The sequence below is a fragment of the Clavibacter michiganensis subsp. tessellarius genome (genome assembly GCF_021922985.1).
GTDB classification, from domain to species: Bacteria; Actinomycetota; Actinomycetes; order Actinomycetales; family Microbacteriaceae; genus Clavibacter; species Clavibacter tessellarius.
On the sequence record NZ_CP040788.1, the window covers coordinates 2,314,797 to 2,329,417 of the forward strand.

Sequence of the window (14,621 nt, forward strand, 5' to 3'; positions counted from 1 at the left end):
CGACCATCATCCACGAGCGCGGTGACCGCGAGGCCGACGGGGGCTGGACGCGGGCGGCGCGCATCCTCCCGCACATATGGCACCGCGTGCCATAATGAGGGTGCCGGCGACGAGGCCGGCCCGACAGCGAGGAACGACATGAGCCAGGACCAGCAGTTCGGCGGACGCACCGCCATCGTCACGGGAGCGGGCAGCGGCATCGGCCGCGCGTCGGCGCTCCGCTTCGCCCGGGAGGGCGCGCGCGTGATCGCCGCCGACGTCTCCGGCGAGCGCCTCGACGCGCTCGTGGCCGAGAACCCGGGCCTCGACCTCGTGCCCGTCACGGGCGACATCACGACGGAGGACGGCGTGCAGGCGATCGTCGCCGCGGCCGACGGGCGCGTCGACGTGCTCGCGAACGTCGCCGGGATCATGGACGGCTTCCTGCCCGCCGCCGAGGTCGACGACCGCACGTGGGACCTCGTGTTCGCGGTGAACGTGACCGCCGTGATGCGCCTCACGCGCGCCGTGCTGCCGCTCATGGTCGAGGCCGGGAAGGGCGCGATCGTCAACATCGCCTCCGAGGCCGCGCTCCGCGGATCCGCCGCCGGGCTCGCGTACACCGCCTCGAAGCACGCGGTCGCCGGCATGACGAAGAACACGGCCGTGCTCTACGCCGGGCAGGGCATCCGCGCGAACGCGGTCGCGCCCGGCGCCACGAACACGGCGATCGAGGCGCCGATGCGCTCGGAGCACGCCGGCCGCGTCATGGGGCCGATCATGCAGACGATCGTGCCGGCGCCGGTCGAGGCCGACGAGATGGCCAACTCGGTGATCTGGCTCGCGAGCGACCAGAGCAGCAACGTGAACGGCGTGATCCTCGCGTCGGACGGCGGCTGGTCCGCGATCTAGCGGATCCCCGACCCCGGCGCGGCCCCGGTCGCGCTCCCGGACGCTCCCCTCAGCGGGCGTCGCCGGGGAGCGCGAGCGCGCGGACGGCCCGCCGGATGGACGCGTCGGGCCGTTCGTCGTCGGATCGCGTCGCCCACCAACGGAGCGCGGTGTGGCTGGCGGCGGCGAGCGCCTCGGCGACGGCGGCCGCCTCGAGCGTGCCGGCGAGCTCCGGCAGGCCGCGGTCCACGAACGCGGCGAGCGCGGGCGACGCGGCGGTGATGCGCGGCGACGAGCGGCCGTGCAGGTCGGGGTGCGCGTCGATGATCCGGAGCCGCACCCGGGTCATGCCGAGGTCGAGGAAGCGCGGGCCGAGCGCGCCGACGAACGCGTCGGAGTAGGCCTCGCCCAGCGGCCGGTCGCCCGGGCCCTCGCCGAGGAGGCGCTCGAGCTCGGCGCCGACGACGTCCGCGCCGCCCCACACGAGGTCGGCCTTCGACGGGAAGTAGCGGAAGAGGCTGCGGCGGCCGACGCCCGCGGCCTCCGCGATGTCGGCCATGCTGACCGCCTCGTAGCCGCGCTCGGCGAACAGGCCGATGGCCACGCGGGCGAGGTCCTGCGCGTCGATCGCGGCGGGCCGGCCAAGGGCGGGCCGGTCGCTCGGCGGGGTCGACGGCATGTCGGGAATCGTATCCCGCGGCCCGTCGACCGGTCCCGGGCGGTGTGGCACGGTGGGTGCATGAGACTCGCCGAGGCGCTGATGGAACGGTCCGACCTGCAGAGGCGCGTCGAGTCGCTGCGGAGCAGGATCCAGGCGACCGCCCGCTACCAGGAGGGCGAGGATCCCGCGGAGGACGCGGCCGCGCTGCTCGCGGAGGCGGTCGAGGCGGTCGAGGCGGTCGACCTGCTGGCGGCGCTCGTGACCCGGATCAACGTCACCAACACGGCCGCCCCCCTCGACGACGGCACGCCCCTCACGGCGGCGCTCGCCCGGCGCGATGCCCTGCGGACGCGGCACGGGATCCTCACCTCGGCCGCCGACGCCGCCTCCGGCCGTGCGGGCGGGGGCATGGCCGCCGGCTACGCGCCGCGGCAGATGCGGAGCGAGCTGCGGCAGATCGCGGCGCTGCCCATCCGCGAGGTGCGCGAGCGGGCCGACGACGCGGCGCGCGAGCTGCGGGAGCTGGACGCGCGGATCCAGCGCGCGAACTGGGAGGTCGAGCTGGTCGAGGAGGCAGGCGGGCAGGAGGCGTAGGGGCGAGTCGGTAGTCGTCCGGAGCGGGCACACCCCGATGGATCAGCGGGCAACCTGATCCCCTGTGGCGCGGAGGGCAGCGCACCCGGCGAGAGCCGAGCACACGTCAGCCCCGCACCTCGCACCGGGAACGGTGCACGGGTACACCTCACCACCATGTGCCGGTCGGACGACGAGGGAGGGTTCGGGGACCTCGCCCCCTTCGATGCGGGCCCGGCGCGATGCGCGCCGGGCCCGTAGTCGTAGTCGTGGGCGGCGGGCGGCTGCCCGCGTGCGCTGCACGCTCAGCCCGCGGCGGCCGCGCGGATCTCGTCCACGTCGGCGAGGCAGACGACCGACGCCTGGGGACCCGTGGCCGTCCGCTCCTCGACGACCACGCCGCGCACGCTGATGCGGCACGTCAGGTCGCCGTCGGCCGCGTCGGCCATCCCGCTCAGGGTGAGGCCGCCGTCGCGCGGCGTCACGTCGTCGGGCAGCACCGTGCCGCGCGTGAACGGCAGGCCCTGGGCGGTGGCGGACTCGTAGCCGATGTCGTCCGTGGACACGCTGCTCCAGGTGGCCAGCGCGCTCGGCACGGTCCCCGTCAGCTCGTAGTCGACGGTGATGCCGCCCGTCGCGCCGGGGGCCGGCGTCGCGGGATCGGCGGGCTCGGCCGTGCGCGCCTGCTCCCGCGAGTCCTCGACGGCGTCGCCGATGACCGTGGCGATGCCGACCGTGTAGACGATCGCGAGCACGATCGAGAGGATCAGCGCGATCGCGCTCAGGACGAGCCCGCCGAGCGCCATGCCCCGGGGCCGGTCCCGGAGGATCAGTCCGATGATCCCGAGCACGATGCCCACGACCGCGAGGAAGCCCGACACGTAGTTGAGGATCGGGATGACCGAGCCGACGAGCGACACGACGCCCACGATGAGCGCCGCGAGCCCGACGCCGTTGGACGTCTTCCGCTCGCGGGGTGCGGTCGGCTCGGGCTCGGGCGCGTAGCGGAAGGTCATGCATCGACCCTGCCAGGGTCGGCGGCGGATCCGGCGGCCGCGGGATCACATCCCGCGACGGCCGGATGCGCCCCTCAGTCCGCGAGCGCCTCCGCGACCGGCGTCAGCGGCATGTCCAGCGCGGCCGCCACGTGCGAGTTCGTCACGTGCCCGTCGTGCACGTTCAGCCCGAGGGCGAGCGCGGGATCCTCCGCGAGGGCCCGCTTCCAGCCCTTCTCGGCGAGCGCGATCACGTACGGCAACGTCGCGTTCGTGAGCGCGCGCGTCGAGGTCTCCGGCACCGCGCCCGGCATGTTGGCGACGCAGTAGTAGACGCTGTCGTGCACGGCGAAGGTCGGGTCGTCGTGCGTGGTGGGGCGCGATCCCTCGAAGCAGCCGCCCTGGTCGATGGCGATGTCGACGAGCACGGAGCCCTTCTTCATCGTGGCGACCATCGCGTCGGTCACGAGCTTCGGCGCCTGCGCGCCGGGGATGAGGACCGAGCCGATCACGAGATCCGCGTCCTTGAGCTGCGCCGCGATCTCGTACGCGGACGAGACGCGCGTCTGCACCTGCCCGCCGAAGCGGTTCTCGAGCTCGCGGAGGCGCGGGATGGAGAGGTCGATGATCGTGACGTCGGCGCCCATGCCGAGCGCGTTCGCCGCCGCGTGCTCGCCCGCGACGCCGCCGCCGATCACGACGACGCGCGCCTTCGGGGTGCCGGGGACGCCGCCGAGGAGGATCCCGCGCCCGCCGGCCGCGCGCATCAGGTGGTACGCGCCGACCTGGGTGGAGAGCCGGCCGGCGACCTCGCTCATCGGCTGGAGGAGCGGCAGCTGGCGGTTGGGGAGCTGCACGGTCTCGTAGGCGATGGCCGTGGTGCCGGAGGCGACGAGCGCGTCCGTGCAGGGCCGCGACGCCGCGAGGTGCAGGTAGGTGAAGAGGGTCTGGCCGGCGCGCATGCGCGGGTACTCCTCGAGGATCGGCTCCTTGACCTTGAGCAGCAGGTCCGCGGCGCCCCACACCTCGTCGGCCGTGGCGACGACGGTCGCGCCCGCCTCGAGGTAGTCGGCGTCGGTGATGCTGGATCCGAGTCCCGCGCCCTCCTGCACGAGCACCTCGTGGCCGCGGCGCACGAGCTCGTGCACGCCCGCGGGCGTGGCGGCGACCCGGTTCTCGTTGTTCTTGATCTCGGTGGGGATCCCGACCTTCATGCGTGCTCCGTCTCGTCTCCCCGCGAGGTGCGGCCGGCGGCAGCGATGCGGGAGGGCGAGTCCCAATATGGCCATCGTGCGTTTCGGGCTGGTGAAGTCCGTAGGATCTCCGGCGGATGCGCTCCTTCCGGCGTGATCCTGCGCCACGAGAGGACGGACGCCCCATGCCGACGAAGGAACTGCGGACCCCTGAGCCCCTCGACGCCGTCGACCGGAAGCTCGTCGCGCTGCTCCGCGCCGACGCGCGCACCCCCAACAGCCGCCTCGCCGAGCAGGCGGGCATCGCGCCGTCGACGTGCGTGACCCGGGTGCGCGGCCTCGTGGAGCGCGGCGTGATCACGGGCTTCACCGCCACCATCGACGCGGATGCGGTGGGCGTGGGCCTGCAGGCGCTCATCAGCATCGCGATCCGCGCGGGCGCCCGCCACGAGATGGCCGCCTTCGCGTCCGAGATGCGCGAGCTCGCCGACGTGGTGCAGCTCTTCTTCCTCGGCGGATCCGAGGACTTCATCGTCCACATCGCCGTCCGCGACAGCGACCACCTCCGCGACTTCGTGCTGCAGCACCTCTCGGCGCACCCGGCCGTGGCGTCGACCCGCACGAGCGTGGTGTTCGACCACCACCACTCGGGGCCGGCTGTCGCGGATCCGGACGCTTAGTCGCCCTCGTCGCTCAGCGGATCGCGTGCCCCGGGTGCTCCGCGTCGTAGCGCTCGCGCGACTCCGCGATGCCCGCGCGCTCCGCGAGCGCCCAGTCGGCGAGGGCCTTCACGAGGTGCGTGAGCCGGCTGCCCGACGGCGTGAGCGCGTACGAGACCTGCGCCGGCACCGTCGGGAAGACCGTGCGCGTGACCAGGCCGTCGCGCTCCAGCCGCCGCAGCGTGAGCGTCAGCATGCGCTGCGAGATCCCCTCGACGGCACGCTGGAGCTCGCGGAACCGTCGCTCCCCCGACGCCAGCTCGACGACGACGAGCACCGACCAGGTGTCGCCGACGCGGTCGAGCACGTCGCGGATCCCGCAGTCGGGGTGGTCCGCGCGGCCGCAGGGCTCGAGGTCGGCGGTCACCGCGGTGTGCGTGGGTGACACGGAAGTGCCTCCTTGTGAGGGGTCGGGTGTCGCAGCACGCTCGGTGACGTCACCGAATCCGAACCACGAGAGGTGGATCCATGATCCTCGTCACCGGCGCCACGGGCCAGCTCTGCTCCGCCATCGTCCAGCTCCTCCGCGCGATGGGGGCCGACGCGATCGGCAGCAGCCGCTCCGGCGCCGACGGGATGCGGCGCATCGACCTCGACGATCCGGCGACGATCTCCTTCGCCGGCGTCGACACCCTGGTCCTCGTCTCGGCGGGCGAGGCCGAGGACGACGTGGTGACCGCGCGGCACGATGCCGCGATCACGGCGGCCGAGCGCGACGGCGTCGGGCACGTGATCTACACGAGCGTCGCGACGGACGGGGATCACCTCGCCTTCGCACTGGCGCACCGTTGGACCGAGCGGCGCCTGGCCCGCAGCAGCGTGCCGTCGACCGTGCTGCGGAACGGCCTGTACGCGGAGCTGTTCGGTGCGCTGCTGACCTGGCGGGGATTGCGCCTGGAGTCGGCGTTCGGCGACGGCGCCCTCGCAGCGGTCGCGCGCGCCGATCTCGCAGAGGCGGCGGCCGTGGTCGCCCATTCGCCGCAGGCGCACGCGGGTCGCAGCTACGACCTCGTGGGAGAGCCCATCACCGCGGCCTCGGTGGCGGAGCGCGTGGGTGCGCCGCTCGACCGTCTCGACCTCGCCACCCGCCGCGCGTCCTACGACGGCGCCGGACTCAAGCCGTTCCAGCCGGCGATGCTCATGTCGATCCACACGGCCGTACGGCACGGGTTCCTCGCGGAGACGACCGGGGATCTGGCGATGCTGCTCGGACGCGAGCCGGTGGATGCGGTGCAGGTGGCGGCGGATGCTGCGTCGGCCGCGCGACCGCCGTCCGATCGACCAGCCAGCTAGTCGGTGGGGCTACTCCCCCGACTGCCCCGCGTCCGTCACCGTCACGTCGGTGTGCACGAAGTTGAGGTGCGAGCGGGAGGCTGTGGGCCCGCGCTGGCCCTGGTAGCGGGAGGCGTACTCGCCGGATCCGTAGGGCTTCTCGGCGGGCGACGACAGGCGGAAGAAGCAGAGCTGGCCGATCTTCATCCCGGGCCAGAGCTTGATGGGCAGCGTCGCGACGTTCGACAGCTCCAACGTGACGTGGCCGGAGAACCCGGGGTCGATGAAGCCGGCGGTGGAGTGCGTGAGCAGGCCGAGGCGGCCGAGCGAGCTCTTGCCCTCGAGGCGCGCGGCGACGTCGTCCGGCAGCGTGACCAGCTCGAACGTCGACCCCAGGACGAACTCGCCCGGGTGCAGGATGAACGGCTCCCCCGGCTTCGACTCGATGAGGCGCGTCAGCTCGGGCTGATCCTCGGCGGGGTCGATGTAGGGGTACTTGTGGTTGTCGAACAGCCGGAAGAAGCGGTCGATGCGCACGTCGATGCTCGCGGGCTGCAGCATCCCGGGGTCGTAGGGGTCGAGGGCCACTCGTCCGGCGTCGAGCTCGGCGGTGATGTCACGGTCGGAGAGGAGCACGGCAGGAGCCTACCGGCGCGGGGTGGCGCCCGGCCGGACTCTTGCTAGGCTGTGGTCTCGAACCGGCCCCAGGCCGGTCGCGCGAGTGTAGTTCAATGGTAGAACTTCAGCTTCCCAAGCTGATAGCGCGGGTTCGATTCCCGTCACTCGCTCCACATCTAATACTGGGCCACCAAGAGGCGGTCGCCGATCTACACCATCAAAGTCCTCATGCGCCGTGTACCAAATCTAGTACGCGCTGTCCATAAGTCGCGATCTCCTGCGCATTTGCAGGAGCCGTAGATGCATCAGGGTTGGTGTCGTGATGAAATTGGCTAGCAAAATCATTTAACTCACGTAGCTCGACTACATCACTTTTTGCATGCACGAGCACGCTTGGGGTCTGAGCTATGTCTATTTGATGAATGACACCACCGAGTGTGCCCCCATGTACCAAGGCACCGGGATATCGACGATGCAGAAACCCCTCGACAACGGGCCTTAAAGCCGTCGCGGCCGAACGAGGGTCAGTGCTGCGCCCAGCAACAAAATCGTTGACCGATCGGTAATTTGTATAATATTCCGACTCGCACTCGCGTTCCAGATCTACGGGCGCAAATTCCGAATAGTCATCCGCTACTCGCTGAATTTGGACAGACTTCATTGCCCGATTCCGTATATCACTCTCGAGAGCCCGCTGTAAGTCGCGAAGGAACTCAGCATCATGCGCCAAAACAATTAGCTGATTACAAGCCGCGGCAATTTTAACAAGAATATTGATTGTATATTGGCGACGACTACGATCGAGGCTACTCATAGGATCGTCGACTACAACAATATTGTCCGCAATGCCCGGATCGGCCAGCATGGAGCTAACGAAGAAGGCGAAGGCCATTGTGCGCTTGTCTCCCTCACTCAGCGCAGTCGCAAATGAAGGCAATCCACCGGCCGCCTTGATAGCTTCACCCCGCAAGGTGATTCCGTAGTCCGTGCGAGCTTTGCCGCCGAGGTAGTTTGTCTTAAACTCATCAATTGCAAACGCTGCACCCAGCCGCCCAAGGTGGCCGTTTATTGCGACACGATAGCTTGCGAGGGTCGTCGCCATCAGCTGACTGAGAGTCGCTCGTGCATCTTTTCGCTCACGCTCAGCTTCTGTCAGATTAACTTCCGCTTGAGCCAAGCTCGTAAAAAGCGTCTTGATGTCCTGAGAGTGGCGCAGCTTTGCCCTCTCCATCTGCGACAGCTCCTCCCGGACTCTAGTGACATCCTCTTTGCCGAGCGTCTCCAAGTAAGTGGTGATGGATGCCACATGGGCAATAGTCATTTCGTTCATGTCTGAAACAACCTTGAGTACCTGGCTCCAAAGACGATTCGCTTCCTCTTTATCTCCTTGCGTACCAACGCGATCGGAAGGAGCGAGGGCCTTCCTGCTTAGCAAGCTGAGAATCAGTTCGCGCAAATTTTCCAGGGAAGTCGATGCAAGCTCATCTAGGTCAGCGCCCACCCTTGAAAGCTGAACCAGGGGCGACCAGAGATCTATCCGTTCATTTACTAAAATTCTGTGTCGCTGAATATTCTCGAGCGTTGTTGGTGCAGTTATGTCAACAAAGCTGGTGGTCTTACGATCAATTTCTGCACGGAGCGCTTTAAAGGCTTGATTGAAGTGGCTTTTGTACATCGCTATGAGCGACACATGCTCCGTCGACTGGCCGCAAAAAGGGCAAAATTCATCTGCTGGATATGCCTGACCACGCGCAATCCAGTCGATGGCGCTGGTATCGTCAAGCCTCTCCACGTGCGCAGCCACAGCGGTCTCCGCCTCCGCGTGGACTTCATCCAGAGTGGTAAATAGTGTCTCAAAAACGCCATCAATATCAACCTTGGGCTCAGTCAGGGCGGCCGGTAAGGGCTGACTTCTAATGACCTCCAGACGACTAGCTTCGTCCAAGCGCTTCTGCAACATCTTGGCTTTTACATCAAAGTCCTGAACTTCCGGAAGTGCCCGAAATACAGCTAAAGGCATTGGCGTGGAGCGCGCCTGAAGTTCTGTGCTCAGTTCTCGAATAGCTGCCGTTGCTTCCTGCTGCTTTTTTGCTGCATCAGCTTCGACTTCGCGTGCCGCCACCGCGGAGTCACCAAGAGCGAAGTCTAGGAGGTTTTTTCTGTGCTCCGCGGTGATCTCAGTGCCCGAATGTATATTTCGCGTTACGAAGGTCGAGTCGTAAACTTTAACTTCCGGGCGCCTTTGCGACCAAACTCCTTGCACATACTCGACTCGCAAGTTCGAACCAAATTGAAGCGACACGGCCGGCTGCACAGAGGCGTCAATAGTCACCCGCTCCTCTATATCCACTGCAATACCAGAAGATACCGAGCGAAGTATGCTGGCGAGCGTGGACTTACCCCGCCCGTTCTCTGCATAGACAAGCGAACATTGCGCAAACTTGTGCGCCCCAGCTCTTGACCGGTGGAATAATCCTACGCCGTCGATGCTATGGATTCGCTCTAGCATGTGACCTCCCCGCCTACCTACTCAGAAGTGCCTTAAATAGTGTAAATCGATTTTACGATACCGTGGTACGAAGTCGCTTAGTACCCCGCATTTTGGGTACTTGACAAAAATGGCGCACTCTGTGGCATAAGTATGGGTCGTTTTGAGTGCGCACTAGCTGCGCCCATGATCGCCGAGCCGCTAGAGGAGGATTGACGTGGCCGCGTCACCGAAGATTCAAAGCCGCGCGCAACGCGTTTGCTCACAGCTCAATAGATGGCGATCAGCGTGGAGACCATGCGAAGTGAGGGAGCTCGTTCTTGTCGCTTACGTGCGAGAATTCGGCGTCGACGTATAAAAGGACTGGCGCCTGCCACAAGCGACTCGGCGACGCAAGTCGCCTCCTACTGCGATCAGAGGATCGCACTGCTGACCTCCGCCAAAAGCGACGCCATCCCCGCCTCCGCCGTCGCCGCATCGCCATCGCGGATCGCATGCGCCACCTGCTCGTGGGTGTCGAGCGCATGCGGCCGGGGCGTGCGCGGCATCAGCCCCTGGTGCGTGCGACCGCTGAGGACCTCTGTGATCACCTCGCGGAGGGCGCTGAACATGTCGTTGCCGCTGGCCTCGAGGATCAGGTGGTGGAACTCGATGTCGGCGGCGAGGAAGTCGACGAGGGCGCCGGCCTCGCCGAGGCGGCGGAGATCCACCGCGAGCTCGGCGATGCGCGTGCGCTGAGCAGCAGTCGCATTGCGCGCAGCGAGTGACGCCGCGACCGGCTCGACCGCGCGGCGCAGCTGAGTGAGGGAGCGGAACTGGTCCGAGCGGCCGGGGCCGGTGAGGCGCCAGCGGATGATGCGCGGGTCGTAGACGTTCCAGCGGCCTGGGCCCTGCACCACGAGGCCCACGCGGCGCTTCGGCACGAGGAGGGCCATGGCGCCGAGTACGCGCAGCCGGGCCGGGGTGTTGTGTAGAAGGACCGCGAGCGGCCCCACCGCCGCCCGCCTAACGCAGGCACCGACGCCCCCCTCCCCGGCCGGGCGCCGCCGCACGCGACGCGATCCACGGATCCGCCCAGCCGAACGGAGCCCCATGACCATCGAAGACTGGACGCAGACCCTCACCGCGGGTCCGCTCCTCCTGATCGCCGCGGGCGCCATCGTCGTGCTGCTGATCCTGATCATCGCGTTGCGCATCCACGCGTTCGTCGCCCTGATCCTCGTGAGCCTCGTCACCGCGTTCGCCACCGGGATCCCGACCTCGCAGATCGTGACCGTGCTCGTCGGCAGCTTCGGATCCACGCTCGGCGCCGTCGCGCTGCTCGTGGGGCTCGGGGCGATGCTCGGGCGCCTGGTCGAGACCAGCGGCGGAGCGAAGGCGCTGGCCGACACCCTGATCCGCGTCTTCGGCGAGAAGCGCGCCCCGTTCGCGCTCGGGGTCGCGTCGCTGCTCTTCGGCTTCCCGATCTTCTTCGACGCCGGCCTCGTCGTGATGCTGCCCATCGTGTTCTCGGTGGCCCGGCGCCTCGGCGGCGGCGTGCTCCGCTACGGCCTCCCCGCGGCCGGAGCCTTCTCGGTGATGCACGTCTTCGTGCCGCCGCACCCCGGCCCCGTCGCGGCCAGCGAGTTCTTCGGCGCGAACGTCGGCATCGTGATCCTCGTGGGCCTCCTCGCCGCGATCCCCACCTGGTACGTCACCGCCTACCTCTTCGGCCTGTGGGTGGGGAAGAGGTTCGTGCTGCCGATCCCGACGCTGCTCGGCGAGGCCGACGAGCACGCCGAGTCGAACCCGCCGCGGTTCGGCACCGTGATCGCCGTGCTGCTGCTGCCGCTCGTCCTGATCTTCCTCAACACCGGCCTCAACGCCGCCTCCACCGGCGGGATCCTCCCCGAGGGCACGAGCGACCAGACCTGGTACCAGGTGCTCCGCACGCTCGGCGAGACGCCCGTCGCGCTCCTCATCTCGCTGCTCGTCGCCGCGTTCGTGCTCGGCCGGCGCCGCGGGATCGACAAGGGCGCGCTCGAGAAGACGCTCGAGTCGGCGCTCGACCCGGTCTGCTCGGTGATCCTCATCACCGGCGCGGGCGGCATGTTCGGCGGCGTCCTCCGCACCAGCGGCATCGGCGACGCCCTCGCCGACGTGCTCGGCGACCTCGGCATCCCGATCATCGTGGCCGGGTTCCTCATCGCGGCGATCCTCCGTATCGCGCAGGGCTCCGCGACCGTCGCGCTCACCACGGCCGCGGGCCTCGTCTCCCCGGCGATCCTCGCGGGCGACTACAACGCGTTCCAGGTGGCGGCGCTCGTCGTGGCGGTCGCGGGCGGATCCGTGGTCGCGAGCCACGTGAACGACTCCGGCTTCTGGCTCGTCGGCCGCTTCTTCGAGATGGACGTGAAGACGACCCTCAAGACCTGGACCGTGATGGAGACCGCGATCGGCGTGATGGGGTTCGCGATCGCGACGGCGGTGTTCGGGGTGGCGTCGGTGGTCTAGACGCGGCCCTCGCCGCCGGCCCCGCGGCGCGTCCACGCGTCGCCCACACGGTCGAACAGGATCCGCGTGTGCCGCCGGTCGGGCGACCCCTGCCAGAACTCCACGTGCACTGGGCGGATGCGCCACAGCACCCAGTCGCCCGGATCCACGTCGGCGCGGGCCGCGGCCGAGCGCGCAGCCAGGTCGGCGGCGCTCTCCTCCGCGCTGGCCTCCTCGACGGATCCGCGCACCCGCGCCGCGCGCACGATCGGCTGCCACCAGAACGCAAGCGCCGCCATCGGGGACGCCGCGAGCTGCGCGCCCTTGGCCGAGGAGCGCGTGCCCGCGAACGCCCAGCCGCGCGGGCCCACGTCCTTGAGGATCAGCGTGCGCGCGTCCGGCAGGCCGTCCGCGTCGACCGTCGCGAGCGTCGCGGCGTGCGGCTCGGGGACGCCCGCGTCGGCGGCGGCGGCGATCCAGGCGCGGAAGAGGTCGTCCGGGTCGTCGGGGATGGCGTCGAGGTCGAGCGGAGGGGCGGATCCGGTCAGCGAGGGCTGGGCGCGGAGCCAGCGGGCGAAGTCGTCGGAGGTCATGGATCCAGTCTCGCGGGAGGTCGCGCGATGCTCCGGCTCGCGTCCTCGCGCTCCGGCGTCAGAGGCGGCGGCGGTCGTCCGCCGAGGCCGTCTCCGCGGCCGCCCGCTCCCGCGCCGCACGCGCGGCACGCACGCCCGTGAGCGTCGTCGCGACGGCGAAGGCGAGCCCGAGGACGAGCGCCAGCACGACCGCGACCGAGTCCGTGAGCATCTCCTGCCGACGCAGGCCCAGGACCACGAGGAGGAGCACGATGCTCGCCACCGCCGTCACGGACGAGCGCTTGGTCGTGGTCATCCCGATCATCGGATCATCCCCTGTTCATCGACGTTCCGGGCCATCATAGCGGCCATTTCCACGCCTTGACTCCACGCCGACGATCATGGAATGCTGACGCCGATCCGAATGGACGGGAATGCGCAGGGGCGTATTCGGCACCGACATTCATGACGACGGGGGAAGCATGGAAGAGAATTCGAAGAGCCGTGGCATGCGTTTCTTCACGGGTGCCGCGGCAGCCGCGCTCGCGCTCACGGGACTGGCCGTCCTGCACACCGCGACCGCCGCTCCGGCGAGCGCGTACGTGTGCGGATACAGCGTCGAGAACGAGGACTACAAGTCGCTCTGGTCGGTCGACCTGCCGATCGTCGGCACGGTGGATCCGTTCGGCGGCACACGCCAGGTGGGGCACTACGGCAACTGCAGCAAGGGCAAGCAGCGCATCTCCGTGAGCACCGCATCCGGCAAGAAGTCGTACTGCGTGAAGCCCGGGGACACGCGGCTCGGCTTCACCCAGAACGGCAGCAAGGTGTCCGGCGCGGTCAAGACCGGGACCTGCTGAGACCCATGGGCACCATGAGGAAGCTCGCGGCTTCGACCCTGCTGGCCTGCATGCTGGTCGGCGGATCGCTGGTCGCCGCGGCTCCCGCGCAGGCGGCGACGCCGTGCGGGTTCTACCCGATCACCACCGGCAGCCTCGGTGGCGGCGAGGACGGCCGCTACGAGAAGGCGACGTACAACAACTGCAAGTCCAAGCCGGCGAAGATCACCGTCCGGTACTACTACGCGAATCGCACCATGTGCGTCTCACCCGGCGAGACGACCCTCTACGCGAATCCTGCCCTCGGGGCTCTCGTGGGCGCGTCATGGACGAAGAAGTACTGCTGATCGGAAGATGAGGGGCGATATCTCCCGACAGTGAGGAAATAGGGCCGTGGTGGGATTCCGATCCCGCTGCGGCCCTATTCTCGTGGGCTCGCGGATATCGCATCGGCGCCCGCCGGCTGGCACCGCGGGCACCACCACGCCCGCCGCCCGCGCTCGCTCGTGCTCCCCGGATCGTCGACGCCGATCACGGTCCTGCCGCAGCGCAGGCACGGCCGACCCGCGCGGCCGACCACCCAGTGCGTGCGACCGCGGCGGGGATCGCCCGTCGTGATCTGGTACGCCGCCGGCACCGTCGCCGAGTGCCGCAGCGAGCGGGCGGCGAGGGCGACGAGGGGCGGGAGGTCGACATCGCGGACGCGGGTCGCCGGGTGCACGCCGCGCAGGAAGCCGACCTCGTTGACCCACAGGTTGCCGAGGCCCGCCATCGGGCGCTGGTCGAGGAGGGCGGCGCGGATCGCGTCGTCGGGACGCGCAGCGAGGCGGGAGACGGCGAGCGCCGGATCCCAGTCGTCGCGCAGCGGGTCCGGCCCGAGGTGGCCGACGGCCGCGCGCTCGTCGCGGGTGGGGATCAGCTCGACGACGGGCAGGTCGATGCCCCAGAGGGTGCGGCCGTCGTCGAGGCGGAGGCGCACGCGCACCTGGTGCTGGATCCGCATGGGCACCCGCTTGCCCGGCCTGGTGACCGTCCACGATCCCTGCATCCGCAGGTGCGTGTGGAGGGTGGACGCGTCGTCGAGCCGCATGAGCAGGTGCTTGCCGTGCGTGTCGAAGCCGGTGATCCGCCGTCCGACGAGCCGCGCTCCCGCCCGCGCACCGGACCGCAGCTCGCCATCCGCGATGAGCGCCCCGCCGACCTGCGCGCGGAGGCGTGCCGCGAGGACGAAGACGGAATCACCCTCGGGCATGGGTCGACGGTAGCGGGGGCCGCCGACAGGGGGTCAGGCGGGCCGGGCCGTGCGGGTCGGCTGGAGCCGGTCGGGCCAGGCGGGTCAGCGCAGGCGA

The 14,621-nt window shown here is 69.2% G+C and carries 17 protein-coding genes and 1 tRNA gene; 8 read left to right on the forward strand and 10 right to left on the reverse strand.

The features are described 5' to 3' along the window. Nucleotides 1-138 precede the first annotated feature (138 nt). Nucleotides 139-891, forward strand: coding sequence for an SDR family NAD(P)-dependent oxidoreductase (locus FGG90_RS10820; protein ID WP_094127195.1), 753 nt, complete (start codon nt 139-141; stop codon nt 889-891). A gap of 49 nt (nt 892-940) precedes the next feature. On the opposite strand, the gene FGG90_RS10825 is transcribed toward FGG90_RS10820, so the two are convergent. Beyond that, nucleotides 941-1,549 (reverse strand): TetR family transcriptional regulator, encoded by a 609-nt coding sequence (locus FGG90_RS10825; RefSeq protein WP_094127193.1) that lies wholly within the window; start codon nt 1,547-1,549, stop codon nt 941-943. 60 nt (nt 1,550-1,609) lie between these two features. Between FGG90_RS10825 and FGG90_RS10830 the strand changes: the two genes are divergently transcribed. Next, nucleotides 1,610-2,125, forward strand: a complete 516-nt coding sequence (locus FGG90_RS10830) for a DIP1984 family protein (RefSeq protein WP_094127191.1) — start codon at nt 1,610-1,612, stop codon at nt 2,123-2,125. Nucleotides 2,126-2,409: 284 nt separating this feature from the next. Here FGG90_RS10830 and FGG90_RS10835 read toward each other — a convergent pair whose 3' ends face one another. Together FGG90_RS10835 and ald are read right to left on the reverse strand one after the other, a co-directional pair. After that, nucleotides 2,410-3,120: a DUF4190 domain-containing protein gene (locus tag FGG90_RS10835; RefSeq protein WP_094127189.1), complete on the reverse strand. Its 711-nt coding sequence runs from the start codon at nt 3,118-3,120 to the stop codon at nt 2,410-2,412. Between the two features lie 74 nt (nt 3,121-3,194). Continuing rightward, complete coding sequence (gene ald, locus FGG90_RS10840; protein ID WP_094127187.1) at nt 3,195-4,313, reverse strand: alanine dehydrogenase; 1,119 nt, start codon at nt 4,311-4,313, stop codon at nt 3,195-3,197. Nucleotides 4,314-4,477: 164 nt separating this feature from the next. Here ald and FGG90_RS10845 point away from each other — a divergent pair, with 164 nt between their 5' ends. Then, nucleotides 4,478-4,972 (forward strand): Lrp/AsnC family transcriptional regulator, encoded by a 495-nt coding sequence (locus FGG90_RS10845; RefSeq protein WP_094127185.1) that lies wholly within the window; start codon nt 4,478-4,480, stop codon nt 4,970-4,972. A gap of 13 nt (nt 4,973-4,985) precedes the next feature. Here the strand turns inward: FGG90_RS10845 and FGG90_RS10850 are convergent, their stop codons facing one another. Next, nucleotides 4,986-5,399 (reverse strand): winged helix-turn-helix transcriptional regulator, encoded by a 414-nt coding sequence (locus FGG90_RS10850; RefSeq protein WP_094127183.1) that lies wholly within the window; start codon nt 5,397-5,399, stop codon nt 4,986-4,988. Nucleotides 5,400-5,479: 80 nt separating this feature from the next. Here FGG90_RS10850 and FGG90_RS10855 point away from each other — a divergent pair, with 80 nt between their 5' ends. Continuing rightward, on the forward strand, nt 5,480-6,304 hold the full coding sequence (locus FGG90_RS10855) for a Rossmann-fold NAD(P)-binding domain-containing protein (protein ID WP_094127181.1): 825 nt from the start codon (nt 5,480-5,482) through the stop codon (nt 6,302-6,304). A 9-nt stretch (nt 6,305-6,313) separates the two neighbouring features. On the opposite strand, the gene dcd is transcribed toward FGG90_RS10855, so the two are convergent. Further along, the gene (dcd, locus tag FGG90_RS10860) at nt 6,314-6,919 is read right to left on the reverse strand and encodes a dCTP deaminase (protein WP_043583745.1); all 606 of its coding nucleotides are present in this window, start codon (nt 6,917-6,919) and stop codon (nt 6,314-6,316) included. Nucleotides 6,920-7,000: 81 nt separating this feature from the next. Here dcd and FGG90_RS10865 point away from each other — a divergent pair. After that, nucleotides 7,001-7,074: transfer RNA gene (locus tag FGG90_RS10865), tRNA-Gly, on the forward strand. 53 nt (nt 7,075-7,127) lie between these two features. On the opposite strand, the gene FGG90_RS10870 is transcribed toward FGG90_RS10865, so the two are convergent. Then, entirely contained in the window at nt 7,128-9,251 is a 2,124-nt protein-coding gene (locus FGG90_RS10870) for an AAA family ATPase (protein WP_237583329.1), read from the reverse strand. 551 nt (nt 9,252-9,802) lie between these two features. Continuing rightward, nucleotides 9,803-10,384: a FadR/GntR family transcriptional regulator gene (locus tag FGG90_RS10875; RefSeq protein ID WP_237583330.1), complete on the reverse strand. Its 582-nt coding sequence runs from the start codon at nt 10,382-10,384 to the stop codon at nt 9,803-9,805. A gap of 97 nt (nt 10,385-10,481) precedes the next feature. Here FGG90_RS10875 and FGG90_RS10880 point away from each other — a divergent pair, with 97 nt between their 5' ends. Continuing rightward, nucleotides 10,482-11,882 (forward strand): GntP family permease, encoded by a 1,401-nt coding sequence (locus FGG90_RS10880; protein WP_094127177.1) that lies wholly within the window; start codon nt 10,482-10,484, stop codon nt 11,880-11,882. Here the strand turns inward: FGG90_RS10880 and FGG90_RS10885 are convergent. Both FGG90_RS10885 and FGG90_RS10890 read right to left on the reverse strand, forming a co-directional pair. Then, nucleotides 11,879-12,454, reverse strand: coding sequence for a pyridoxamine 5'-phosphate oxidase family protein (locus tag FGG90_RS10885; RefSeq protein WP_094127175.1), 576 nt, complete (start codon nt 12,452-12,454; stop codon nt 11,879-11,881). The two genes, FGG90_RS10880 and FGG90_RS10885, sit on opposite strands and share 4 nt — an antisense overlap. 58 nt (nt 12,455-12,512) lie before the next feature. After that, nucleotides 12,513-12,749: a hypothetical protein gene (locus FGG90_RS10890; protein ID WP_133065139.1), complete on the reverse strand. Its 237-nt coding sequence runs from the start codon at nt 12,747-12,749 to the stop codon at nt 12,513-12,515. A 193-nt stretch (nt 12,750-12,942) separates the two neighbouring features. On the opposite strand from FGG90_RS10890, the gene FGG90_RS10895 reads away from it, so the two are divergent. Further along, on the forward strand, nt 12,943-13,293 hold the full coding sequence (locus FGG90_RS10895) for a DUF6355 family natural product biosynthesis protein (protein WP_086521670.1): 351 nt from the start codon (nt 12,943-12,945) through the stop codon (nt 13,291-13,293). Nucleotides 13,294-13,307: 14 nt separating this feature from the next. Further along, nucleotides 13,308-13,619: a DUF6355 family natural product biosynthesis protein gene (locus FGG90_RS10900; protein ID WP_133065138.1), complete on the forward strand. Its 312-nt coding sequence runs from the start codon at nt 13,308-13,310 to the stop codon at nt 13,617-13,619. A gap of 74 nt (nt 13,620-13,693) precedes the next feature. Here FGG90_RS10900 and FGG90_RS10905 read toward each other — a convergent pair whose 3' ends face one another. Then, nucleotides 13,694-14,524 (reverse strand): DNA-formamidopyrimidine glycosylase family protein, encoded by an 831-nt coding sequence (locus FGG90_RS10905; protein ID WP_094127169.1) that lies wholly within the window; start codon nt 14,522-14,524, stop codon nt 13,694-13,696. Between the last annotated feature and the right edge of the window lie 97 nt (nt 14,525-14,621).

Bases quoted from the DNA above. Each gene is read 5' to 3' on its own strand.
- FGG90_RS10820 (WP_094127195.1), top strand. From the start codon at position 139: ATGAGCCAGGACCAGCAGTTCGGCGGACGCACCGCCATCGTCACGGGA.
- FGG90_RS10825 (WP_094127193.1), bottom strand. From the start codon at position 1,549: ATGCCGTCGACCCCGCCGAGCGACCGGCCCGCCCTTGGCCGGCCCGCC.
- FGG90_RS10830 (WP_094127191.1), top strand. From the start codon at position 1,610: ATGAGACTCGCCGAGGCGCTGATGGAACGGTCCGACCTGCAGAGGCGC.
- FGG90_RS10835 (WP_094127189.1), bottom strand. From the start codon at position 3,120: ATGACCTTCCGCTACGCGCCCGAGCCCGAGCCGACCGCACCCCGCGAG.
- ald (WP_094127187.1), bottom strand. From the start codon at position 4,313: ATGAAGGTCGGGATCCCCACCGAGATCAAGAACAACGAGAACCGGGTC.
- FGG90_RS10845 (WP_094127185.1), top strand. From the start codon at position 4,478: ATGCCGACGAAGGAACTGCGGACCCCTGAGCCCCTCGACGCCGTCGAC.
- FGG90_RS10855 (WP_094127181.1), top strand. From the start codon at position 5,480: ATGATCCTCGTCACCGGCGCCACGGGCCAGCTCTGCTCCGCCATCGTC.
- FGG90_RS10880 (WP_094127177.1), top strand. From the start codon at position 10,482: ATGACCATCGAAGACTGGACGCAGACCCTCACCGCGGGTCCGCTCCTC.
- FGG90_RS10885 (WP_094127175.1), bottom strand. From the start codon at position 12,454: ATGACCTCCGACGACTTCGCCCGCTGGCTCCGCGCCCAGCCCTCGCTG.
- FGG90_RS10890 (WP_133065139.1), bottom strand. From the start codon at position 12,749: ATGACCACGACCAAGCGCTCGTCCGTGACGGCGGTGGCGAGCATCGTG.
- FGG90_RS10895 (WP_086521670.1), top strand. From the start codon at position 12,943: ATGCGTTTCTTCACGGGTGCCGCGGCAGCCGCGCTCGCGCTCACGGGA.
- FGG90_RS10900 (WP_133065138.1), top strand. From the start codon at position 13,308: ATGAGGAAGCTCGCGGCTTCGACCCTGCTGGCCTGCATGCTGGTCGGC.
- FGG90_RS10905 (WP_094127169.1), bottom strand. From the start codon at position 14,524: ATGCCCGAGGGTGATTCCGTCTTCGTCCTCGCGGCACGCCTCCGCGCG.